General features: G+C 70.9%; 3 protein-coding genes. All 3 read right to left on the bottom strand.

What is annotated here, in order from left to right:
- The 3 genes from FJV41_RS07180 to FJV41_RS07170 are packed head-to-tail and all read right to left on the bottom strand — an operon-like array spanning position 1 to position 26,548.
- On the bottom strand, positions 1-4,548 hold the full coding sequence (locus FJV41_RS07180; protein ID WP_141641668.1) for a non-ribosomal peptide synthetase: 4,548 nt from the start codon (positions 4,546-4,548) through the stop codon (positions 1-3).
- Complete coding sequence (locus tag FJV41_RS07175) at positions 4,545-11,009, bottom strand: type I polyketide synthase (RefSeq protein WP_141641667.1); 6,465 nt, start codon at positions 11,007-11,009, stop codon at positions 4,545-4,547. Before FJV41_RS07175 ends, FJV41_RS07180 begins: the two co-directional genes overlap by 4 nt.
- A complete protein-coding gene (locus FJV41_RS07170; protein WP_141641666.1) occupies positions 11,006-26,548 on the bottom strand; it encodes a type I polyketide synthase in 15,543 nt (5,180 codons plus the stop codon). The genes FJV41_RS07175 and FJV41_RS07170 overlap by 4 nt, the downstream gene beginning before the upstream one ends.
- Positions 26,549-26,558 lie beyond the last annotated feature (10 nt).

Here is a 26,558-nt window from a genome sequence, read left to right as displayed (position 1 = left end):
CTACCGCGTCCCGGGGGCAGCGAGGAAGCCGCGCTGCACCAGGGACGAGAGGTAGGTTGAAATCAGGGAGGCATCCACCGAGGGACAGGCGGTCCCCGTTCCTCCCAGGGCCTTCAACGTGTTCCCGCTGTCGCAGACCACCATCCGCGGCCCGCCCACGCTCCGGTCCTCCGGAGGCACCTGCTGGAGGAACATGAGCAGATCTCCCAGCTCGCTGTCGGACGGAGCCGCGACGCCCAGCTCGGCGAGCCATTCGTCATACGGGAGGACTCGCAGCCCGTACCCAAAGGAGCGCATGTGGCTCCACATCTCATCGGCGCGCACAAACCGCGGGTTGACCAGGTGATACGTCTGTCCGAATGACGCCGGGCGCAGGGACAAGTCCACGATGGCGCTGCTGACGTAGTCCACGGGCGTCACGTCGAGCAGGGCCTCGACACGAGGGGCGCTGCCCATCCGCACGCAGCCCTTGAGGGTCCTGCACACCAGGTCATCCGTGTTCCAGGCCCCCGTGCGGCTGTGCCCCGTCACCCGTCCCGGTCGATGGAGCGTCACGGGGAGCCCACGACGCGAAGCCTCCCTCACGAGCTTCTCGGCGACCCACTTGCTCTGGGCATACCCACCCACGAGGCTCTCGGCCCCCTCCAGGGGCTCGTCCTCCAGAATCGGTGTCTGGCGCCCCAGCGGCAACACGGAGACGGTGGAGACGTAGTGCAGGGGCTTGATGCGCGTGCGCATCGCCAGCCGGAGAATCTCCCGCGTGCCGAGCACATTGGCCGCGCGCATGGACTCGTAGGGGTAGAGGAAATTGACCAGCGCGCCGTTGTGGTAGACGGCGTCCACCTCCTCCGCGAGTCGCTGGAACTCCGCTTCGGACAGGCCCAGCAGGGGCAGGCCGATGTCCCCCTGGAGGGGAACGATGCGCGACGCCAGCGCCTCGCTCCACAGTGAGTAGCTCTCCAGATTCTTGCGAATCCGGTGCATGCCGTCCTGCGCTGACTTGGAGCGCACCAGGCAATAGATGCGCGCCTCCGTCTTGCGGCAGAGTTCCTCCAGCAGGAAGGCCCCGAGGAAGCCCGTGGCGCCGGTCAGCAGGAGGGTGCGCGCGGCGCCCGTCAGGGGCGGCAATGCGTCGCCTGGCTCCAGGGCCGCATCCAGCACGGCATCCGCTTCCATCTCCGCCACCACGTCGTGGGTCGGCAGCGAGCCCGTCTTCGCGGCCTCGATGGTCCGTGCCATCTCCTCCAGCGTCGGAGCCTGCAACAAGGCCCGCAGCGGGATGTCCGCTCCAGACTCCGCCCGCGCGAGCACGAGCACCCGGTAGAGCAAGAGCGAGTGCCCGCCCAGTTCGAAGAAGTGGTCATGGATACCCACCTGCTCCACCCCCAGGACCTGGCGCCAGATGGCCGCCAGCGACACCTCCCCGGGAGTCCTGGGCGCGACGTGCTCCTTGCCGGCCCCCGAGCGCGGACGCTCCGGCGCCGGAAGCGCGGCACGGTCCACCTTTCCGTTCGGCGTGAGCGGCAGTGCCTCCAGGCTCACGAACAGGAAGGGCACCATGTACTCCGGCAACCGGGACTTCAGGTGGTCGCGCAGCTCCGCCGGCTCGGGAGCCTTCTGCTCGCGTCCGACGACGTAGGCGACGAGCTGCTTGTCCGCCCCCAGTCCATCACGCACGACGACCACGGCGTCACGGACGTTCGGGTGCTCCATCAGGGCCGCGCCAATCTCGCCCAGCTCGATGCGGAACCCCCGCAGCTTCACCTGGTGGTCCATCCGGCCCAGGTACTCGAGCTGTCCGTCCGGCAACCACCGCGCCAGGTCCCCTGTCCTGTACAGACGCTCGCTGGTGCCTCCGGCGAAGGGCGACGCGATGAACCGCTCCGCGGTCAGCTCCGGCCGGTCCAGATAGCCTCGCGCCACACCGTGGCCGCCGATGAAGACCTCGCCCGGCACGCCCACGGGCATCGGCTCCCGGTGCGCATCCAGCACGTACACCTGGGTGTTTCCGACAGGGCGCCCGATGGTCGGCGTCTGTCCACGGCTCACGCGGGTGAACGTGGAGTAGGTCGTGGTCTCGCTCGGGCCATAGAGGTTGAACACGTCCCGCACATGGCCGAGCTGGTAGATGTGGTCGACCAGTGACCCCGCGAGGGCCTCACCCGCCAGGTTCACGATGACCACCGAGGACGGCACCGCGCCCGCTCGCAGCAGCGCGCCCATGGCCGAAGGCACGGTGTTGATGAGCGTCACCTCCCGCGCCGCGGGGAGCTCCGACACCTCCAGCGCGTTCTTCGCCACGATGACCTTCGCCCCCAGACACAGCGGCGCGAAAATCTCGAAGACCGACAGGTCGAAGCAGATGGACGTCGAGGCCAGCGTCCCCGCGAGCGCCTCCGGGGAGAAGACGCTCAGGGCCCAGGTCAGGAAGGCCACGGCGTTGCGGTGGTCAATCATCACGCCCTTGGGCTTGCCGGTGGAGCCCGAGGTGTAGATGAGATACGCGAGCGCGTCGGGTGACGTGACCTGCTCGGGGTTCGTGTCCGGCTCCGCGCCAATGGCCGGCGCGTCCGTATCCAGGCACACCACTCGCGCCTGGGTGGCGGGCAGCTCCGGGACGAGGCGCTGCTGCGTGAGCAGCACCGGCACCCGGGCATCCTCGAGAATCAGCGCCAGCCGCTCTTTCGGATAGGCGGGGTCCAACGGGACGTAGGCACCTCCGGACTTGAGGATGGCCAGCAGGCCGATGACCAGGTCCTCGGTGCGCTCGACACAGAGGCCCACGCGGGCCTCGGGCTGGACACCGAGCCGTCGCAGATGATGCGCGAGCTGGTTCGCCCGGCGATTGAGCTCGGCGTAGGTGAGCCGCGTGTGCCCGCTCACCACGGCCACGGCCTGGGGCGTCCGCTCCACCTGGGCCTGTACGAGTTGATGCATGCACAGCGCGGGGACGTCGAGCACCGGACCGTTCCAGTCGGTGAGGAGCCTTCCGCGCTCCGCCGGCGACAGCAGCGGCAGCTTCGACAGGGGTGCCTCCGGCCGGGCCACGATGGCCTCCAGCAGGACCTGGAGGTGCTCCACCATCCGCTCCGCCGTCGAGGCGTCGAAGACCTCGCGCGAGTACTCGAGCATGCCGCCCAGGCCGTTGTCGCCCGAGGCCAGGATGAGCGAGAGCTCGAACTTGGCGACGCCCTCCACGCTGCCGTCCGGCGCGCCGTTCAGGAACGACCAGCGCGTCCCCGGCAGCTCCAGCACGGGCGCGGGGATGTTCTCCAGCGTGAAGCAGGCGCGCACCAGCGGGTTGAGCCCGCCCTCTCGCGAGGCGCCCACTCCCTGCACCACCTCGCTGAACGGCAGCGACTGGTGGTCCAGCGCCTCCAGCACGACCTTGCGCGCGCGGGCCAGCCACTGCGCGAAGGTCGGCTCGCCTGAGAAATCACAGCGCAGCGCGAGGGTATTGGCGACGAAGCCGATGAGGTCCGCGGGCGTGTTCCCCCGGTTCGCGATCACCGTCCCCACACCGAAATCAAGCTGTCCTGAGTAGCGGTGCAGGAGCGCCGAGAACGCGGCGAACAACACCATGAAGAGGCTGCAACCCTCCCGGTGGGCCAGCTCCCTCAAGGCCTCGCTGAGCGCGGGTGAGAAGGCGACGGGAATGGTGGCGCCACGATGGCTCGTGGACGTGGAGACCGCATGGTCCACGGGGAGCTGGAGCGGCGGCAGCCCCTGGAGCTTCCCCTTCCAGTACGTCCGCTCGCGGGCACCCGACTCCCCCGCCAGCCACGCACGCTCGCGCAGGGCCGACTCGGCGAACTGCATCGACACGGGCGGCAGCACGGGCGTCTGTCCCCGGACAAAGGACGCGTACAGCGCCGACAGCTCGCGCACGAAGACGCCGAGCGACCAGCCATCCGTGATGATGTGGTGCTTCGTCACGAAGAGGGCGTGGTCGTCGGGGCCCAGGGCCACCAGCGTGACTCGGAAGAGCGGTCCTGTCGCCAGGTCGAACGGCTGCCGGGCCACCGCATCCGAGCGCCGCTGGATTTCCTCTTCACGCCGCGCCTCGGTGAGCCCTGGCAGCTCCACCACGGTCAGCGCCACGCCTGCATCAGGTGACGCGATGACCTGCCGGGGACTGCCCTCCACCTCCGGGAAGCGCGTCCGGAGCACCTCGTGTCGCCGGACCAACTCCTCCAGACTCCGGCGAAGGGCCACGGTATCGAGCGCGCCTCGCGCCCGGAGACCGAGATGGACGTTGTACTGCGCCGTGCCGGGCGAGAGGCGGTCCAGGAACCAGAGCCGCTCCTGCCCGCTGGACAACGGGATGACCTCGGGCCTCGCGAGCGGCAGCGCCGGCGCGCTCGACGACACCTCGCGCGCGGAGTGCTTCCCCAGGAACGCCAGGATGTCACCCTTGTTCGCGGACAGCTCGGCGCGCAGCTCCGGGGTGAGGACGGCCTTGCCCGCCTCGACCACCAGCTTCTCTCCGTCGACACGCAGGCGCACACCCCTGGCGGCGAGGGTGCTCAACAACTCACGGACACTCATAGAACGAAGACCTCGTTGTCGTCAGCGGCGGCCGCATCCATCACCGGCCTGGTACCCTCGTCCGCACGCGCGAGCGTCTCGGCGAGGTTGCGATCCATGACTTCACTCTGGAGATGCGCGCAGAGCGCCTCCAGCGTCGGGTGCTTCCAGATCAACGAGGCGGGCAGTGACAGCGCCAGCCCCGCGGCCAGCCGGTTGCGCAGCTCCAGCCCCATCAGGGAGTCGAGGCCGAAACCCTGGAGCGGCGCATCCGGAGCAATGCGCGCCGAGTCCAGTCGCAGGACACGGGCAAGCTGCTCGCGGACGAACTGCTCCAGGGCCGCCCGTGCCTCTTTCGGGGACGCGGTCTTCAGCGTCTCCAGCAGGGCCTCGTTCCCCGGCTCGCGGGCCTCCGCGCCCGAGCCGGCGGGGACCAGCTCCGACAGCCACGGGGACGACCGCGCGCGCGGATAGAACTCCACCCACTTGCGCAGCTCCAGCGGCATGACCGCCATCTGCGTCACCTCACCATCCAGCAGCCGCCCCAGAATCGCGTGGCCTTCCGCGGGCGTCAGACTGTCCGAGCCTCGCTGCGCCAGTCGCTCGCCCCGGTTGGCTTGCGCCGCGGCCAGACCGACCTCCGAGAAGGGCCCCCAGTTGATGCTCAGGCCCGGCAACCCCAGCGCTCGACGATGGTGGGCGAGCGCGTCGAGGAAGGCGTTGGCGGCCACGTAGTTGCCCTGCCCCGGTGCTCCGAACAGGGAAGCCGCCGACGAGTACAGCACGAAGAAGTCGAGCGGCGCCTCGCGCGTCAGGACATGCAGGTTCCAGCCTCCACGCACCTTGGGCGCCATGACGCGCTGGAACCGCTCCACCGTCTGCTGCGACAGCACACCATCGTCCAGCACCCCAGCCGCGTGGATGACACCTCGCAACGGGGCCTCATCCCGGACTGTCTCCGAGAGCACCCGGGCGAGCTGCGCGCGGTCGGACACGTCCGCCCGAGCCACTCGCACCCGCGCTCCGGCGGCCTCGAGCGCGGCCACGTCCTGCTGCTGCTCCGGTGTCAGGGCCGTGTCGCGGCCAATGAGCACGAGGTGACCGGCGCCCTGCTCCACCATCCACTTCGCCACCGCGAAGCCGAGCCCACCGAGCCCACCCGTGACGAGGTACGTCCCATCGGCGCGAAGCCGCTTCGCACCCACCGAGGGGACCACCACGCGCGCCTTCGGGTGATTCAGGGTGAAAGAGTTCACCCCGGAGGCGACGGAGGGAAGGCCTCTCACCTCGAACGCGTCCTTCACCTCCTGCCAGAGACGGGCAAAGCGCTCGGGCCTGCGTCGGGCGAAGGCAGGCACGTCCACTCCGCACCAGGCGATGTTCGCATCACCCACGGGGGCCGGCACGGAGGACGTCCGCAGGTCGAAGACGCGCGCGCCTTCACCCAGCACAGCGAGGCTCCGGTCGAGGCCGACAGCGCCCGGCGCGACCACGGCCAGCTCCACTCCGCTTCCTCCCGTCGCGGCCAGGAGCCGGGTGACGAAGGTCTCCTCGCCCGGGTCCACGACATGGTCGGCTCCGAGCTCCCGCAGCGAGGCTCGCTGCTCGGTCGTCGTCGCCACGGCGAAGACCTCCGCCCCCACCCACCTGGCCAACTTGACCGCCGCCCTCCCGAGCCCGCTCGAAGTCCCCAGAATCAGCACGCGGCCCCGCTTCTCCAGTCGGCCCAGGTGGAACAGCGCGTACCAGGCGGGGAGAACAGCCGCCGCGAGCGCCGCTGCGTCCTCGTGCGATGAGGACGACGGGCGGAGGGCCGTGCACACCACGGGCACACACACGTGCGACCCGAGGCGCGACGCCACCAGCGCGACCCGCTCCTCGCCGAGCACGACATCCTTCACACCTTCGCCCACGGCGACGACGCGCCCACTGCACCCGATGACGCCACCTTCTGCTTCCCACGGCTCGGACTCGAGCCCTCCATGGGAGGCCACGGAGACCTCGATTTCGAGTTCGCCCGCCTCAGGTGGGCGCCGTGTATTCGCCCGGCGTTCCAGGCGACCTCGTGCGTCCCGCTCCAGGAGGAACGGGTGTCCCTCCGCGGGAACCACGGCCTCGCCAACGGGCCTGCCGGGAACACCGCGCACGATGCGGGCGACATGGCGCCCGTCCGCGCGCAGGGAGATTTCCTCCTCCGCGTCCGCCACGAGCAGCTCCCGCACCAGCGCGACGCCCGCGTCACCCGAGCCCAGGGCAGCGGACACATCCACTCGCGTGCACTTCAGCTCGGAGTGCTCGTGCGCGAGCGTCCGGCCCAGGCCCCACAGCGGAGCCTGGAGCACGTCCGATGCGGACCGACCGTCAGAGCCATGATGGACGCCTCGCGTGACGAGCCACAGCCTGGGCGGGCTCGACAGGCCCGCACGGCCAAGCGCCTGGACCAGATGCAGCACGCCACCACACCCCATCAGCGGGTCCACCTCGCGAGGCTCCTGGCCTGTCAGGTGAATCACGCCACGTGGCTGCGAGCCCGCGCCGAAGGCCTCTGACAGCACCGCATCGAAGGCCTGGGGCGAAGCCGTGTCCACGACCCGGCGCCCCGGGCCCGCGCCCGCGATGTCGACCCGGAGGACCTCGCCCTGTCGCTCTCGCAGCAGGGACTCGACCGTGTCGGAGAGCTCGCTGCCGTCCGCGATGAGCAACCAGCGCCCACCCGCCTCGGTGCCCGAGGCCGGGACAGGCTCGACAGCCGGCGCATGCCGCCATTCCTGCGCGAAGAAGAGGTCCCTCCCCGTGCCCTCCGCGACCGGCATGTCCAACTGCTGGACGCGCAGCCCGAGCGCCTCCACCTGGAGCCGGCCAGACGCATCACGCAGCTCCAGGTCGAACGTGTAGACGCCACCACGAGCGCCCTCCAGGGGACGCAACCGCACGTGGCAGAAGACCTCTGTCCCCGGCTGCTCGTGAAGCCGCAGGTTCGCGAGCGCCACGGGAACGGCGGGACCCGCATCCTGGGCAAGGTCTTCCTGGGGAACGGCCGCGGCCACCAACTGGAAGCACGCGTCGAGCAACGCGGGATGGATGCGATACGCCGACGCCCGCGCCACGAGCGGCTCCGGCAAACGGACATGTCCGAGCGCTTCGCCTCGGCCACGCCACACCTGCCGCACACCCTGAAACGCCGGTCCGTAGGCCACGCCACCGCGCGCCAGCGCCTCGTAGTGCGCCGCCGACTCCATCACCTCCGGGCATCGCGCCCGAATCGCCTCGAACGACTCGGGTGTGGGGACGGACAGCGCTTCGACCATGGGACGCAGGTGCCCCACGACATGCGCCATCCAGCCCGCCGGGGCACTCGCCTCCGTGCCCGCCTTCTGGCTCGAGAGCTGGAACGAGAGGACACCCTCGCGCTCGCCGCTCAGCGCCAGTTGCACGGTGCGCTCATGTCCCTCGGGGAGCAGCAGGCCCTCCTTGAAGGACGTGTCGACGAGCTCGTGCGCCGTCCCACCGGTCAACTCCCGCGCCGCCGACAGCGCCATCTCCAGGTAGGCCGCGCCCGGCACCACGCACTGCCCACCCACGCGGTGGTCCGCCAGGAACGAAGGCTCCCGCGCGCTCAGCGTGGATTCCCAGAAGCGGCTCTCCGTCTGCACGGAGGTGGTGAACGACGCACCCAACAGTGGATGCCCCCCCACTCGCGCGACGCGACCGCGCGAGATGGCCGGCTTCAGCTCCAGCCAGTGCCGCTCGCGCTGCCATGGATACGAGGGGAGCGCGACGCGCCGGCGCTTTTCCGGATGCAGCCGGAGCCAGTCCACGCGGTCCACGCGGGCGGAAATCGCTCCCAGGGACGAGAGCAGGCACGGCCACTCTTCCTGCTCCCGGAGCAGGCTCGGCACCACGAGCCCACGACCCGACGTGTCCCCTTCCCTCAACATCGCATCCACGAAGGGCACGAGGATGGGGTGCGGGCTCAGCTCGATGAACAGGACGTTTCCATCCTGGATGAGGCGCTGCACCGCGTCCGCGAACAGCACGGGCTGGCGCAGGTTGCGCACCCAGTACGAGGCGTTCAGCTCCTGGCCCTCGATGGGGGCACCCGTCACCGTGGAGTAGAGCGGCACCGTGCCGCCGGTGGGACGCACGGCCGCCATCCGCTCCAGCAACTCCTGCCGCAGCGGGTCCATCTGCGGGCTGTGCGAGGCCACGTCCACCTTCACCCAGCGGCAGAACACCTCGCGACGCTCCAGCCGCTCCATCACCTCTTTCAGCGCCGCGGGGTCTCCCGACAGCACCGTGGCCTTCGGGCCATTGCTCACGGCGATGGCGATGCGGTCCTCGGCGCCCCGAATCTCCGCCTCCGCCTGCTCGCGGGAGAGGTCCACGACGGCCATGGCGCCCTTGCCACTGACGCGCCGGAGCAGCTTGCTCCGCTCACAGATGATGCGCGCCGCGTCCTCCAGCGAGAGCACCCCCGCGACGTGCGCCGCGGCCACCTCTCCCATGCTGTGGCCCACCACCGCGTGAGGCTCCAGCCCCCACGAGCGCCACACCGCCGCGAGCGCCACCTGCAAGGCGAACAGCGTCGGCTGGATGACGTCGATGTCATTCCATCGAGACTGCTGTCCGGGCTTCGTCAGCAGCTCGCGCAAGGACCAGTCGACATGACGGCCGAGCGCCTCGTGACACCGGTCGATGGCCTCCCGGAACGTCGCGTCCCGCGCGTACAGCTGCTGTCCCATTCCCAGCCACTGCGAGCCCTGGCCCGGAAAGACGAAGACAATCCGCTGTCCGGCTCCGCTGCCCCGGCGTCCCACCGACAGGCCCGCGTGGCTCTCCCCTGCGGCGAAGGCGGCGAGCTGCGCGAGGAGCTCCTCCCTGGACTTCGCCGCGAGGGCGAGCCGGTGCTCATGGTGCGTCCGGCCCAGCGTGGACGTGGCGCTGATATCGGCGAGCGAACCCGGCTCCTCGCCCTTCAGGAACACGCTCCAGCGCTCCGCCAGCGAGGACAGTGCTCCGGGCGTCTTCGCGGACAAGACCACGAGCCGCGCCTGGGCCTCCTCGTCCGACGCGGCGGGGACGGTGGCGGAGGGAGCCTCCTCCAGCACGACGTGCGCGTTGATTCCGCTGAGCCCGAAGGAGCTCACACCCGCGATGCGCCGTCCCTCGTGGGCGGGCCAGGGCACCCGCTCGACGGGGACGCGGGCCGGAATGCGGTCCCACTCCACATGCGGGTTGGGGGTGCGGAAGTGCAGATGCGGGGGAATCTCCTGGTGCTGGAGCGAGAGGATGGTCTTGATGACCCCGGCGATTCCGGCGGCGGGCTCCAGGTGCCCGATGTTCGTCTTCACCGAGCCGATGAAGAACGGCCGGTCCTCCGGACGCCCCTTGCCCAGCACGGCCCCCAGCGCCCGCAGCTCTATCGGGTCACCCAGCGGGGTGCCCGTCCCGTGGGCTTCGACGTACCCCACCAGGGCCGGGGCGATGCGCGCGTTGTCGAGCGCCCGCTGGACCACCGCCTGCTGCGACGGCCCATTGGGAACCGTCAGGCCACCGCTGGCCCCGTCATGGTTGACGGCGGAGCCGCGAATCAACGCGAGGATGGAGTCACCGTCCCGCTGCGCATCCGAGAGCCGCTTGAGGACGAGGACACCACACCCTTCGCCTCGCACGTACCCGTCCGCGGCCGCGTCGAAGGTCTTGCACCGGCCATCACTCGCGAGCGCCTGCATGCTGCACAGGCAGATGGTCGTCTCCGGCGAGAGGATGAGATTCACGCCGCCCGCCAGCGCGAGGTTGGACTCTCCCCTCCGGAGGCTCTCACTGGCCAGATGGAGCGCGACCAGCGAGGACGAACACGCGGTGTCCACCGGCATGGCCGGCCCCTGCAACCCGAGCACGTACGAGACGCGGCCAGGAACGAAGCTGTAGCCGTTCCCCGTCGCCATGTACCCGTCGAAGCGCGTCGCGTCGTTCTCCTTCAGCAGACGCGCCATGTAGTCGCTGGACATCACGCCCATGAAAACGCCGGTCTTGCTGCCCGCGAGCTGATGGGGTGCCAGGCCCGCGTTCTCCAACGCCTCCCAGGCGACCTCCAGGACGAGCCGCTGCTGCGGGTCCAGGCTCGCCGCCTCCCGGGGAGAGATTCCGAAGAACTCCGCGTCGAAGTTCTCCACGTCGTCGAGGAAGCCTCCCCGCGTCCCGTACATCTTTCCGGGCAGGCCCCGCGTCTCGTCGAAATGGCCGGGCACATCCCAGCGGGACTCGGGCGTCTCGCGCAGCGCATCCACGCCGTCGCGCAGGACCTTCCAGAAGGAAGGCCCGTCGACGGCGCCCCCTGGGAAGCGGCACCCCATCCCCACGACGGCGATGGGCTCGGTCCGGGCACGCTCCACCGCGTCGAGGCGTGACTGCATCTTCTCCACGAGCAACGCGGCGCGCTGGAGCGCGGACGGCTCGGCTGACTTTTCCTGCTGGCTCATGACCCTTCTTCCATCAGTGCGGAGAGCTTCGCCTCCAGGGAGGCGGCGAGCTCATCCTGCGAAAGCTCCATGATGCGTTCGAGCAGCGCGGAGTCCTGGACCTCTCCCCGCGCCTCGCCAACGGGCTGCGTCTCCAGGCCATAGACCTCGCCGAGCAGGTAGCTCGCGATGGCCTCCGCCGTCGGATAGTCGAAGACGAGCGTCGCCGGCAGCGACGTCCCCACTGTCTTCTGCAAGCGATTGCGCAGCTCGAGCGCCATCAGCGAATCCATGCCCACTTCGAACAACCGCTCCCGGGGCTCCAGCGGCGCCGCCGCATCCAACCCGAGCACGCGCACCGCCTCGCCCTGCACGTGCTCCAACAGCAGCGGCATGCGCTGGCGGGGCTCCGCCGACTCGAGCCGACGCCGGAACTCGGAGGCCGACGGTCCGGTGTCCTCGGTCGCCGACGCCGGGCTGCCCAGCTCCGCGAGCAGGGTGGGCGCCGTGCCTCGCGGGTACTGCGAGAGGTAGCGCTGCCACTGAATGCGCAGCAGGGTGAGCTGCGGCTGCTCGCGGCCGAAGGCCCGACTGAAGGCCTGGAGCGCCTCGGCGGGAGTGAACGCCTCGATGCCCTGCGACTGGTAGCGGGCCGCGAGCTGCGCGGCCATGCCGACCTCGGCCCAGGGGCCCCAGTTGATGCTCAGCGCCGGAAGCCCCAGCGCCCGCCGGTGATGTGCCAGCGCGTCCAGGAAGGCATTGGCCGCCGCGTAGCTCCCCTGCCCCGGCGCGCCGAGCAGCGTCGACGCCGACGAGTACAGGACGAAGAAGTCGAGCGCCCTGTCCTTCGTCAACGTGTGGAGGTGCCAGGCTCCGTCCACCTTGGGTGCGAGCACCCGGGCGAACCGCGACCAGTCCTGCTGCAGGAGCATCCCATCGTCCAGGATGCCCGCGGCGTGGACCACCCCGCGCAGCGGCGCCAGCCGCTCTGCTTCCTCGGTGGCGCGGCGGACGTCTTCCAGCTTCGACACGTCCGCCTGGACGACCAGGACCTTCGCGCCCGCCGACTCCAGGGCACGGAGGGCCTGCTGGACTTCGGGCCGGGCTCCGCCACGGCCGACGAGCACGAGGTTGCGCGCGCCCTGCTCCACCATCCACCCGGCCAGCGACAGTCCCAATCCACCGAGGCCACCCGTGAGCAGGTAGCTGGCGTCCGGCAGCAACCGGGGCATGCCGTTGCGTGGCTCCTCCCGCGAGGCGCGAAGCCGGGCGACATGGCGCTGGCCTTCGCGAATCACCACCTGTCGCTCTCCGTCACCCGCGCTCAGCTCGCGCCAGAGGGCCGACGCGTCGTCTCCGGAGCCGGAGGGGTCCAGGTCGATGAGCGCGCCGCACCGCTCGGGGTGCTCCTGTGAGAAGACGCCGCCCAGGCCCCAGAGAGGCACCTGGCTCAGCGCGAGCGGCGACGGCTTGGACGCCAGCGCCCGGGCACCCCGCGTCACCATCCAGAGACGCGCGGTCGACGCCGAGGCCACCAGCGCCTTGGCCAGATGAAGCGCGCTGCCTCCGCCCAGTTGGTGAGCCTCTCGCAGCGACTCCACGTCCTCCCCTTCGGGCCCACGCATCGCCCAGAGATGGACGACGCCCCCGAGCGACTCGCCCGGCAGCACCGCTTCCACGAGCAGTCGCTCGTAGTCCTCGGCGGACCGGGCATCGAGGGTGAAGCGGTCCTCGCCGTGGCGGACGTACGCCGCACCCGGTTGGACCAGCACGGGACGACGGCCACTCTTCATGAGCCGTTCGGCGAGCGCCTCCGCGAGTCCCGACTCGTCCGCGAACACGAGCCAACGGCCCGTCGCGGGCGCGCCCTCGGGCAGGGGCTGACGCTTCCAGGCGAGTTCGTAGAGGGTGTCACGCTGGCCATGGCGCAGCACCGCCATCAGCGCTTCGCGCGGGGCGCGCTTGTGCTTCAGCCCTTCAATCTCGATGAGCACCCGGCCTTCGGCGTCCACCACGTACACGTCGCCGGTGATGACCTCACCCACGGCCTCCTCCGCGTCGCGGCGCACGGCATAAGCCCACACCGGCCCGGTCGGCTGCTCGTGGAAGCGGAAGCGCTCCACGGAGATGGGCACGTAGACGGTGCTCAACTGCGCGTCCTCGCTGATGAGGTCCGTGCCCATCGCCTGCAGGAAGGAGTCGACCAGTCCCGGGTGGACGAACAGGCTCCGGTCATCGCCCTCCGTCGGCGAGCGCATCTGGCAGAGCGACTCGCGCCCGCCATTCTGGACGCGCTCAATCCAACGGAACGCGGGGCCGAGGTTGAACCCGATGTCCCAGTTGCGCTCGTAGAGTCCTCCTCCGAGCTGGCGCGAGCAGCGCGCCTCGATGTCCTGCCGGGAGATGGGCGCCGGGCGCGCGGCCCCTTCGCCGCCCACCTTGAGCGTCCCCGTGCCGTTCAGCAGCCACCCCTCGGTGTGCTCGTCGGCGGTCGCGGAGAGGCTGTAGATTTCGAAGTCGTACCGGCCCTCTCCCTTGGGGGCGAGGACGAGTTGCACGAGCTGCTCCTCCTCGTCCGCGAGCACGATGGGCTGGGAGAAGAGGCACTTCTCGATGGTGTACGGCCCCGTCCCGAACGACTGCGCCGCCGTCGCGATGATGCGTGCGATGTGGCACGAGCCGGGCACGACGATGGTTCCGTAGAGCCGGTGGTCCTCCAGGAACGGCAGGGAGCGCGCGCTGTAGCGGCCCTCGAACACGAGCGACTTGCTCAGAGGTGAGCGCACCCGCTGACCGACGAGCGCCTGCGCGCTGGTGATTGACGAGACGGGGCGCGGGGCCTTGGCGGCCTCCAGCCAGTGCCGCTGGTGCTGCCACGGGTAGACGGGAAGCGCGACGCGCGAGCGGTGACGCTCACCGTTCAGCGCGGCCCAGTCCACCGCCACGCCCTGGGTGTAGAGCGAGCCCAGGCTGAAGAGGATGTGCGGCTGCTCGGGCTGTCCCTGGCGCAGTGACGGCAACCAGGTGCCCGCGTCGTCTCCGAGCCCCTTGAGCGCCATGCCGGTGAGCGTCGGATGCGGGCCGACCTCCACGAACACGGTGCCGCCGAGCGCTCGCAAAGCCTTCAGTCCGTCGTGGAAGCGCACCGCGCCCCGCACGTGGCGGCGGAAGTACGCGGCGTCCAACACAGCATCCTCCGCGAGGACCTGGCCCGTGACGTTGGAGGCCAGGTGGATGCGCGGCGCGTGGAGGACCACCTCGCCCGCCACCTTCTCGAACGCCTCCAGCATCGGGTCCATGAGCGGCGAGTGGAACGCGTGGGACACCGTGAGCCGCCGGGCCTTGATGCCCTTGGACTGGAACCCGGTGGCGAGGGCCTCCACCGCCTCACGCTCGCCGGAGATGACGGTGTCCGCCGGCCCGTTGACCGCGGCAATCGAGACCCGGTCCGCGTACGGCGCCAGCGCCAGCGTGACCTGCTCCTCGCTCGCGGAGATGGCCACCATCTCGCCATCGCGCGGGAGAGCCTGCATGAGCCGCGCGCGCTCGGTGATGAGCCGCAGGGCGTCCTCCAGCGTCATCACTCCCGCCACGCAGGCGGCGACGTACTCGCCGACGCTGTGCCCCAGCACCGCCCAGGGCTCCACGCCCCAGGAGCGCCACAGCTCCGTCAGGGCGTACTCCAGCGCGAAGAGCGCCGGCTGCGTGTACGCCGTGTCGTCGATGCGCGAACCCGTCCCGTGCATCACGGAGAGGAGCGACTCCTCCCAGGTGCCCGCGAGCAGGGCGTCGCAGCGGTCCAGGGCCGCGCGGAAGACAGGCTCGGTCTCATACAGCTCCCGGCCCATGCCCGCGTACTGCGAGCCCTGACCGGTGAACACGAAGACGATTTTGGGAGGCTCGCCCTCGAAGCGGTGCTGGGCCAGCCGGGCCACCTCTTCTCCCCGCGCGAGCGCCAGCAGTCGCTCCCGGGCCTGCTCCGCCGAGTCCACGACGACCGCGAGCCGGTGGGAGAAGCCCGTGCGCTGCGTGTTCGCGGCGTGGCAGACATCCGCGAGCGACAGCTCCGGTCGCGCGGTGAAGTGCTCACCGACCCGCGCCGCGAGCTGCGAGAGCGCGCCCTTCGTCTTCGCCGACAGCGCGAGCACGTGCAGGCTTCGCTCGGGCTGCGCCGCGAGCGGCTCGGTCGCGGGGGCCTCTTCCACGATGACGTGCGCGTTGGTGCCGCTCAGGCCGAAGGCGCTGATGCCGGCGATGCGCGGACGCGCGCGCTCGGGCCAGGGCGTGGCCTTCGTCGGGATGTCCAGCGGGAAGCCGTCCAGCTCGATGTGCGGGTTGAGGCGCGTGAGGTGCAGGTGCGGTGGCACCACGCCGTGCCGATGCGCGAGCACCACCTTGATGAGCCCGGCGATGCCCGCCGCCGCCTCCAGGTGACCGATGCTGGTCTTCACCGAACCCATCAACAGCCGCTGCTCGGACGTGCGGCCCTCACCGAGCACCTTGGCCACGGCCTGGACCTCGATGGGGTCGCCCAGGGACGTGCCCGTGCCGTGCGCTTCGATGTAGTCAACGTCCGAGGGGGCCACGCCCGCGTTGGCCAGGGCGGCGCGGAGGACCTGCTGCTGCGCATCCCCGTTGGGGACCGTGAGCGCGCTGCTCGGGCCGTCATGGTTGACCGCCGAGCCACGGATGACGGCGAGGATGTCATCCCCGTCCCGCTTCGCGTCGGACAGGCGCTTGAGGACCACGATGCCGCAGCCCTCGCTGCGCACGTAGCCATCCGCCGAGGCGTCGAACGTCTTGCACCGTCCGTCCTGGGACAGGGCCCGAAGCTGCGCGAGGTAGATGGTCGAGTGCGGCGCGAGCGTCATGTTGACGCCACCCGCGAGCGCCAGGTTGGCTTCTCCCGAGCGCAGGCTCTGGCAGGCCAGGTGCACCGCCACCAGCGACGAGGAGCACGCGGTGTTCAAGCTCATCGTCGGCCCCTGGAACCGGAGCAGGTAGGCCAGCCGGCCCGCGGCGAAGCTCGCGTCGTTGCCCGTGGCGATATACGCGTCGCCCGCGGCCGAAGCGCTCCCCACCCCGTTGAGCATCGCGTACTCGTTGCTGCCAATCCCGATGAACACACCCGTGCGGGTGTTCGCCAGGCGCGCCGGAGCGAGCCCCGCGTGCTCCAGGGACTCCCACGCCACCTCCAGCAGCAGGCGCTGCTGCGGGTCCATGTTCGCGGCCTCTCGCGGGGAGATTCCGAAGAACTGCGCGTCGAACTGGTCGGCGTCGTCCAGGAACCCGCCCCAGCGGGTGTAGGTCTTCCCGGGAACGCCCGGCTTCGGGTCGTAGTAGTCGTCGACCTTCCACCGCGAGGCAGGCACCTCGCGGATGGCGTCCACGCCGCCCTCCAGCAGTTGCCAGAAAGCCTCGGGGCCCGAGGCCTGGGGCACGCGGCAGCCCATGCCGACAATCGCGATGGGCTCCGTCGCGTTGCTCGCGGACCGGACCGTCTCCTCCTTCGCCACCACGTCCAGTTGGAGCACGTCCTGAAGGAGATAGGTCGACAGGGCCAGCACCGTCGGCTTGTCGAAGGCAATCGTGGTCGGAAGCTGGACGCCGAACCGGGCCACCAGTCTCCGCCGCAGCTCCACGGCGGTGATGGAGTCCATGCCCGTATCGAAGAAGCCCTGCTCCAGCTTGACGGAGGCGCTCGACGGGAAGCCGAGCACCCGCGCCACTTCGTCACGCACCCAGGCCGTCACCAGCTCCCGGCGACGCGCCGGAGAGGCGTTGCGCAGCGGTGCGAGTTCGTCGCTCCCGGAAGGCAGCACCACCGGCCGCGGCGCGGGCACGGAAGCAGGGCCGAGCGCCTCCAGCATCGGCTTGCGCGACCGCGACTCGTACACGGACTTGAAGAGGCTCCAGTCCATCTGGGCGACGGTGCGCTGGGTCGCATCCGTGGTGAGCAGTGCCCCGAGCAGTTGGAGCCCACCCTCCACCGAGAGACCGCTGACGCCCATCCGCTCGAACCAGCGCAGTCCTTCTTCGGCGACCATGCCTTCGGCGGCCCACGGCCCCCAGTTGATGCTCAGCGCGTGCTGGCCCTTCGCGCGACGGTGGTGGGCCAGCGCGTCGAGGAACTGGTTGCCCGCGGCGTAGTGGCCCATCCGGGCCGAACCCCACACGGCGGAGACGGACGAGAAGTAGACGGTGAAGTCCAGGTCCAGCCCTTGCGTCGCCTGGTGCAGCACCCAGCCGCCCCACACCTTCGGACGCAGGATGGAGGCGAGCGCCGCCTCGTCCATCGTCTCGAGCGGCTGGACGGTGGACACACCCGCGGCGTGGATGATGCCCTTCAGCGGCGCGGGCCCTTGCTGGAGGAGCCCGATGACCTCCGCCATGCGGGTCGGGTCACCCACGTCCGCGCTGACGGCGTGAACGACGGCGCCCTCGGCTTCGAGGGCCTCGATGGCCGCCACCTGCCGGCCCACGTCGCTCTCGCGCGACAGCGCTGGCCACGCGGCACGGTCAGGCAGCCCCCTGCGGCCCAGCAGCACGAGGTGCCGCGCGCCCTTGGAGACCAGCCACTTCGCCACATGCAGCCCCAGCCCACCCAGGCCACCCGTGACGAGGTACGCCGCGTCCGCGCGAAGCGCGACGGGTGCGAGCCCGCGTGCCGGAGCCGAGGGGACGAGGCGCGCCACGTAGCGGACTCCGCCACGGAAGGCCGACTGGTCCTCTTCATCCGCGCCGGACAGCTCGCGCCACAGCGTCTCCACTTCACCCTCGGAAGCGCGCGGGTCCAGGTCCAGCAACCCACCCCAGACCTCCGGGTGCTCCAGCGCCATGACGCGACCGAGGCCCCACAGGGGCGCATACAGCGGCGAGCCTCCCGTGACTCCTCCCACGGCCTGGCTGCCGCGTGTGCACAGCCACAGCCGGGCGGCGCTCTCGGTCCCCTTGCGCATGAGTGCCTGCGCGAGGCGCAGCGCCGCGTGGACTCCGAGCTGCTGCGCGGACTCGACCTGCGCGAGCGTGGGCTCGGAGACCGGCGCGACCTCCGCGCCCCACAGGTGGACGACGGCGCGGACGGGGCCCACTTCCTGAAGCAACCGGTCGAAGTGCTCGGGGCTTCGCGGATTCAGCGACCGCACCCCGGGGCCCTGGACCGCCTCTTCGTCACCCGGGATGACCAGCCAGCACGGCTCGCCCCGTTTCTCGAGCAGGGCCGCCAGCGCCGCGCCCGTGCCCTCGCGGTGACCGAAGACCAGCCACGTCCCCTCATCGCGCGGCGCGCGCGGTGAAGCGGCTCCACGCTCACGCACCTGCCACGTGAGGTCGTAGACCCAGTCCTCCGGCCGCTTCGCCTCCGAAGCGGGCGCTGCGGCCACCACCGAAGGGGCCTTCGCGTCGTCGGCCTCAATCCAGTACCGCGAGCGCTGCCACGGGTAGAGCGGCAGCGCCGCCAGCCGGCCTCCCGACGGGAAGAGGCGGCCCCACTCCACGGGGAACCCCTTCACATGGAGCCCACCCAATGCGCCGAGCATCACCGTCTGGCCATCCCGGCCCTTGCGCAGGGACGGCACCGCCGCGCCTTCCAGCTCGCGGCGCTCCAGCATCTGGAGGACGTACCGGCCCAGCGCGGGCTGCGGCCCCAGCTCCACGAAGAGCCGTTGGCCCTCATCGAGCAGGGTGCTCATGGCGTCGGAGAAGCGCACGGCCTCCCGGATGTTGCTCGCCCAGTAGGTCGCATCCAGCGACTCACCCGCGATGACCTGGCCCGTCACCGTCGAAATCATCGGGATGGACGTCGGCCGCGTCTCGAGCCGGCCCAGTGCCTGGACGAGCTCTGCCTGGAGCGGGGCCATCTGCTGGCTGTGGAACGCGTAGTTCACTCCCAGGTCGCGCGTGGAGACACCCCGCGCGCGCAGGGCCTCGAGCACCTCTCCGAGTGCCGCCGACTCTCCCGAGAGGACGACGGCGCGCGCGTCGTTGATGGCGCCCACCGACAGCCGCCCGGCGTAGCGCGACAGCTCCCGCTCGGCCTCCTCGGGCGACAGCTCGACCGAGGCCATGCGGCCCTGGCCCGTCACCCGCTGCATGATGCGGCTGCGATGCGCCACCAGGCGCGCGGCCTCCGCGAGGCTCAGCGCCCCGGCCACGTGCGCGGCGGCGATCTCACCCACGCTGTGTCCCACGACGGCGACCGGGACGACCCCGAGCGCGCGCCAGGCCGCCGCGAGCGCGACCTGGATGGCGAAGATGGCGGGCTGTGCCACCTCCGTCTCGTCCAGCCGCGACGCGTCCCCTTCGACTTCGAGCGCCTGGATGATGGAGGCACCGGTGTGCGGGGCCAGCAGCGAGTCGCACTCGCGCAGCGCGGCGGCGAAGGCCTCGTTGCCTGCGAGCAAGTCCCTGCCCATGCCCCGCCACTGCGAGCCCTGGCCACCGAAGACGAAGACGACCTTCTCCCGTCGGCTCTCGGCGAGCCCCGTCGTGAGGTACGGCGGCGCCGCGCCCTCCAGGAAGGCATGGAGCTGCTCGCCCCACTCCTGCCGTGAGCGGCCCGCCACCGCGAGCCGATGCTCGTAGGGGTTTCGTCGGAGCGCGGCGGTGTAGGCGACGTCTTCGAGATTCGGTGCCTGGTCCTCCGGTAGTTTCAGCAGCTCCTGGTACGAGCGCGCCAGCGCCCGCAGCGCGCCCTCGCTCCTCGCGGACAGCGCGAGGAGCTGGGCTCCCACGTCGGTGGCCTCGGACGCGGGCGGCGGCGTGGGAGCCTCCTCCAGGATGACGTGCGCGTTCGTCCCGCTGATGCCGAAGGAGCTCACTGCAGCGTAGCGACGACGCTGGGACACGGGCCACGGCTGCTGCCGCGTCGGGATGACGAAGGGCGTGTCCTCGATGGAGATGCGAGGGTTGAGCGCCTTGAAGTGCAGGTGCTTCGGGATGGCCTCGTGCCGCAGCGCGAGCAGGACCTTGATGAGGCCCGCCATGCCGGCGGCGGCCTCCAGGTGTCCGAGGTTCGTCTTGGCGGAGCCCAGGTAGCAGAGAGAGCCGTCCTCGCGCCGCGCGCCGTAGGTCTCCCGCAGCGCCTCCACCTCTATCGGGTCACCGAGCGGCGTCCCGGTGCCGTGCGCCTCGATGTAGCCAATGTCCTTGGGCGACAGGCTCGCGGCCGCCAGGGCCTCGCGAATCAGCGCCTGCTGGGACAGGACGTTGGGAGTCGTCAGGCCGGTGGAGCCACCATCCTGGTTCACCGCCGAGGCGCGAATCACGCCGAGGACGTTGTCCCCCTGGGCCAGGGCATCGGAGAGCCGCTTCAGCACGACGACGCCGCAGCCCTCGCCACGCACGAAGCCGTTCGCCCTCGAATCGAACGTCCGGCAGCGACCGTCGGGAGACAGCGCCGTCAGCTTGGAGAGCCAGGTGCTGGGCCGCTGGGAGAGCAGCAGGTTGACGCCGCCGACGAGCGCCGCGTCGCACTCGCCGTTGCGCAGGCTCTGTCCCGCCAGGTGCAACGCCACCAGCGAGGACGAGCAGGCCGTGTCCACGGACAGCGCCGGGCCGCGCAGGTCCAACAGGTACGACAGGCGTCCCGCAATCACGCTGTTGGAGCAACCGATGACCGAGTAGACGTCACCCGCGACATCACGCTCCGCCTGAAGCATGGCGTAGTCATTGCCGCAGACGCCGACGAAGACACCCGTCCGGCTGCCCACCAGACGCGACCTGGGCAACCCCGCGTCCTCGAGCGCCTCCCAGGCGACCTCGAGCAGCAGTCGCTGCTGCGGGTCCATCGCCACGGCCTCGCGAGGGGCGATGCCGAAGAACTCCGGGTCGAAGCCATCCACCCGGTCCAGGAAGCCACCCCAGCGCGTGCCCTTGTGCTCCGCCGCGTCCGTGCTGCTCCGCCAGCGGTCCGAGGGGACCTCGCGGACGGCGTCCACGCCTTCACTCAGCAGCCGCCAGTACGCTTCCGGAGCGTTGGCGCCACCCGGGAAGCGGCAGCCCATGCCGACGACGGCGAGCAGTTCGGGGCCCTGTCCGGAGGAAGTCTCCGGGGCGGACGTCCGTGTCTGCTTTACCGAGGGGCGAGCCGAGGGACGCGCCTCGGCGTCGAGCGCGGGCTCCAGCTTGCTGAACAGGTACTCCGTCAACGCCTGCACCGTGGGGTAGGCGTAGACGAGCGTCGCGGACAGCGTGAGCTTCAGACCCGATTCGATTCGGTTGCGCAGCTCCAGGCCCGTCAGGCTGTCCATGCCCACGTCGCCGAAGGGCTGGTCGGCTTCGATGCGCGCCGGCTCCATGCGGAGGATGCGCCCGAGCTGTTCGCGCAGGTAGGACTCCAGAAGCCCCCGTCGCCGGGCTGGCTCCGCCGCCGCCAGTTGCTCGCGCGCGTCGCCCTTGCGCGAGGGCTGCGTGCTCGCCCGCTCCTGCATCAGCACGGAGAGGAAGGGCGACTGCGCCGCGCTCAGATAGAACTCACGCCACTGCCGCAGGTCCAGCGGCACCACCGCCACCTGCACGGCCTCGCGCGCCAGCAGCCGGCCCAGCGCATCGAGGGCCTGCGACGGCGGCATGTTGCCCACGCCCCGCAGCGCCAGACGGTCGCCCCGGCTCGTGGCCACGGCCGCGAGGCCCACCTCGGCCCACGGCCCCCAGTTGACGCTCAGCGCGGGAAGGCCCGCCGCGTGGCGGTGATGGGCCAGCACGTCCATGAAGGCGTTGGCCGCCGCGTAGTTGCCCTGCCCCGGCGAGCCCAGCATCGACGCCGCCGAGGAGAACATCACGAACAAATCCAGGGGCCGCCCCTGCGTCTGCGCGTGCAGGTTCCATGCGCCCTGGACCTTCGGCGCCAGCACCGTGCGCAGCCGGGTCTCATCAAGTTGCGTCAGCACACCATCGGCGATGACGCCGGCCGCGTGGACGATGCCTCGCAGCGGCGGCAGCTCCGCGTCCATCGTCCCGAGCAGGCGTGCCACCTCGGCGGCGCTCGTGACGTCCGCGCCGTAGACGCGCACCTCGACTCCGCCCGCTCGAAGCTCTCCGAGCACGCGAAGCGCCTCCTCGGAGGGAGCGCTCCGTCCCGTCAACGCCAGGTTGCGAGCCCCCTGCTGGACGAGCCACTTCGCCAACTCCAGCCCCAGTCCGCCCAGGCCGCCGGTGATGAGGTAGGTACCCGCTGCGGAGAGTTCATGCGGCTCCGACGCCACGTGCCCGGAGGTACCCCGCTCCAGCCGCGCGACGTGACGAGACGTCCCACGCAAGGCGATGCGGTCTTCCGCCCCATCCGCGAGGAGTTCCTCCGTCAGCGACGCCAGCTCCTCGGGTGAGGGCTCCGCGCCCAGGTCCACGTGCGCGCATCGCAGCTCGGGATGCTCGTGGGTGATGACCGCGGCGAGCCCCGACAGGAAGGCCGCGGCGGGCGCGCCAGACGGCTCGCCCTGGGCCAGCACCTGCATGCCCGCCGTCACCAGCCACAGTCGAGGGGTGTCACGCCAGCCGCGCTGTGCCCACGCCTGGAGCAGGTGAATCACGCTGGTGCCACCCAGGGAGACCGCGCGCTCGAACGCCTCGGGCTTCGACACGTCGGACGCCACATCGAGCCCGAAGAGGTGCACCATGCCCCTGCACGGCGACTGCTCGCTGAACGCATCCCGCAGCAGCGCCTGGAAGTCCTCGAGCCGGGAGGGATTGACGCGGTAGTGCTCCGCGTCGAGCCGCTCGTAGGCGGCGCCCACCTCCACCACGACGCTGCCTCCGGAGCGCTCACCGAGTCCCGTGGCCAGCGACGCGCCCAGGCCCCGCGTGTCCGCGAAGACGAGCCAGCGGCCCTCGCCGCGCGCGCCCACCGTCCCCGTCGGACGCGGCTGCGACCGCCACTGGACGGAGTAGAGCCAGCGGTCCACTTCATCGACGGGGGCGCTGGTGACGGAGACCTTCTTGCACACCAGCCGCCGCACCTCCGCCACCACCCCACCCTGGTCATCCAGGAGCGTGACGTCGCACTCGATGGCGCTCGAACCCGTGGCCGCGCCACTGACGATGCGAACGTGGCTCCAGAGCCCGGCCGACGGGGGGCGCGACAGGACGCGCAGGTGCTTCAGCTCCACGGGGACGTAGACGCCCCCTTCGCTGTCGATGCTCTCCAGCGCCGCGCCCAGGACCTGGAAGCAGCCGTCGAGCAGTGCCGGATGCAGGCTGTAGTGCGCCTCCGACGCCGTCAGCTCGCCTTCGAGCCGCACGCGGCCCAGCGCCTCACCGTCCGCCCGGTACAGCTCCCGCACGACACGGAAGGTGGGGCCATAGTCCAGTCCGATGTCCCGGAGCGTCTCGTAGTGCGCCTCGACCGGGGACTGCTCACCCAGCCGCGCGCGAAGCTCCGCGAGCACGACGGGGGATGTTTCCACCGCGACCTCGCCCTGTCGCAGCGAGCCTTCGGCGTGGAGCGTCCAGTTCAGCTCGTCCGAAGGCACCTCGCGCATGACGGGGGCGCTGAAGAGGCGGAACGTGTGGGCCCCCGGACGCTCCGTCGACAGCCAGAGCTGGAGGACCCGCTCCTCGTCCTCGGGGAACGACATCAGCGCGCTGAAGGTCACATCCTCCAGAGAGACGGGCTCTCCGAGCGTCTGCCTCGCCGCGCTGAGCGCCATGTCGGCCATGGCCGCCGCCGGCAGCGCGGGCACGCCCTGGACGCGGTGCTCCGCGAGCAGCGGGAAGTGCTTCGGGCCCAACTGCACCTGCCACAGGCGGGAGACGTCCCCCTGCGCGGACAGGTCGATGCGTTCACCGATGAGCGGATGCCCGGAGGTGCTCCGCGACGAGCGCGCGGCACGGGAGACAGGCTCCATCCAGAAGCGCTCGCGCTGCCAGGGATACGCGGGCAGTGGCACGAGCTGCCCCTTGCCCGGATACACGCGGTTCCACGCGACGCGGTGGCCCGAGGCATAGAGGGAGCCCAGTGAAGCCAGCAGGGTGTGCCGTTCGTCCTCGCCCCGCCGCAGGGAGGCGAGCACCAGGCCCTGCTGCGTGCCCTCCGCGCTCATCGTCTGCTCGACGGCCGGGAGCAGGACGGGGTGGGGGCTCACCTCGATGAAGAGGGTGTGCTCGCTCGCGAGGAGCCGCCGCGCCGCCGCCTCGAAGCGCACCGGGAGTCGGAGGTTGTTGCCCCAGTGGGCCGCGTCGAGCTTCGCGCCGTCGAGGAACTCGCCCGTCACGGTGGAGCAGAGGGGCACGTCCGAGGCGCGCGGAGTGATGCGTGCGATGCGCCCTTCCAGCTCCCGACTGATGACCTCCACCAGCGGGGTATGCGACGGCACGTCCATCTTCACCCAGCGGGTGAAGACACCCCGCTGCCCGAGCGCGTCGACCGCTTCCTTGACCGCCTCCGGGTCTCCGGACAGGACCTGCGAGCGGGGGCCATTCAGGCCTCCCAGCCAGAGCCTGCCACTCCAGGGACGGATGGCCTCCTCGGCCTCCTCCGCGGAGAGCTCGACCATCGCCATCGTCGCGCCCCGCCCGCCCAGGGTGCGCATGAGCTTGCTGCGGTGGCAGATGATGAGGACGGCGTCCTCCAGGCTCAGCGCCCCGGCCACGTGCGCGGCGACCACCTCGCCCATGCTGTGACCCATCACCGCGTCCGGCTCGACGCCCCACGAGCGCCACAGCGCCGTGAGGGCCACCTCCACCGCGAAGAGCACGGGCTGGTTGACGTCGATCTCCGCCAGACGCGAGTGCTGCTCGTCCGCGGCGATTTCGTCGAGCACGCTCCAGCCCAGGTGCGGCCGCAGCGCCTGGTCCACCTTGACGAGCGCGTCGCGGAAGACAGGCTCTTGCTCCATCAACGCCCGCCCCATGCCGGCGCGCTGCGCGCCCTGCCCCGGGTAGACGAAGACGACCTTGCGGCGCGCGCCGAACGACTTGCGGCCCGTCCAGGCATCCGCGGGCTGCTCTCCGCGCGCGAAGGCCCGAAGCCGCTCGGCGGTGCGCTCGCGGGAGTCCGCCAGCACCGCGAGGCGGTGGGCGTGGTGCGTGCGATGCGCGGAGGCCGTGTAGCAGACGTCCGCGAGGCTTCCGCCCCCGTCCCGACCCAGCCGCTCCGCATGACGCTCCGCGAGCGCCTGGAGCGCCTCCCGGCTGCGCGCGGACAAGGGCAACAGCTCCGGACGCTGGGGCAACACGTCCTTCACCGGGGACGCCGGTGCCTCTTCGAGGATGACGTGGGCATTGGTGCCACTGATGCCGAAAGAGCTGACGCCCGCGCGGCGCGGCTGCCCGGACACCTCCCACGGGGTGAGCCGCGTGGGGATGGTGAGCGCGCTGCCCTCGAGCTGGATGCGCGGGTTGACCTGCTTGAGATGCAGGTGCGCCGGGATGCGCTGATGCCGCATCGCGAGGACGACCTTCATGATGCCCGCGACGCCCGCCGCGGACTCCAGGTGCCCCAGGTTGGTCTTCACCGAGCCGACGCCGCACACGCCGCCATCGGCGCGCGGGACGCCGTAGGTCTCCCGCAGCGCCTCCGCCTCTATCGGGTCGCCGAGCGGCGTCCCGGTGCCGTGTGCCTCCACGTAGCTGACGTGCTCCGGCTTCAGCCCCGCGTTCTCCAGGGCCTGACGGATGAGCGCCTGCTGCGAGAGCACGTTGGGGGTGGTGAGCCCCGTCGACTTTCCGTCCTGGTTGATGGCTGAGCCGCGAATCGTCGCCAGGATGTGGTCACCGTCGGCGAGCGCGTCGGAGAGGCGCTTGAGGACGAGCATTCCGCAGCCCTCGCCTCGGGTGAAGCCGTTGGCGGAGGCGTCGAACGCCTTGCTCCGGCCATCCGGAGACAGGGCCTGCAGCTTGGACACGAGCAGCAGGGACTGCGGAGAGAGGATGAGATTCACGCCGCCGGCGAGCGCCAGGTTGCACTCGCGGGCCCGCAGGCTCTGGCATGCCAGGTGGAGCGACACGAGCGAGGACGAGCACGCCGTGTCCACCACCAGGCTCGGCCCCTGGAGGTTGAAGAGATAGGACAGGCGGCCGGACAGGACGCTCGCGGCGACGCCCGTGGCGCTGAACGCGTCTCCCGTCTCCGGCTGCTCCACTTGCATGCAGTGGTAGTCGTCGTTGCAGGCGCCGATGAAGACGCCGCTGCGGCTGCCGGAGAGCTTGTCGACATCCAGCCCCGCGTCCTCGAGCGCCTCCCACGCCACCTCGAGCAGCAGGCGCTGCTGGGGGTCCATCTGCACCGCTTCACGCGGGGAGATGCCGAAGAAGCCCGGGTCGAAGCCATCCACCGCGTCCAGGTAGCCGCCCCAGCGCATCGCCCCTTCACCCAGGCCGGAGACCTCATCCCGCCGCCAGCGCTCCAGCGGAATCTCCCGCACGGCGTCGACACCGGCCTCGAGCAGCCGCCAGTAGGCGTCCACGTCGTCGGCCTGGGGGAAGCGGCACGCCATGCCCACGATGGCGATGGGCTCCTTCGCGGCGCCTTCCACCGCGTTCAGCCGCGTCTGCATCTTCTCCAACGCCACCAGCATGCGCTTGGCGGGGGACAGCTCGCTGGACTCGTCGTTGCGGTTTGCCATGGGGGTTCTC

The organism is Myxococcus llanfairpwllgwyngyllgogerychwyrndrobwllllantysiliogogogochensis, assembly GCF_006636215.1.
In the GTDB taxonomy this organism is placed as follows: domain Bacteria; phylum Myxococcota; class Myxococcia; order Myxococcales; family Myxococcaceae; genus Myxococcus; species Myxococcus llanfairpwllgwyngyllgogerychwyrndrobwllllantysiliogogogochensis.
Note: the sequence above shows the minus strand (reverse complement) of the source record. Positions and strands in the feature narration are given on the sequence as shown.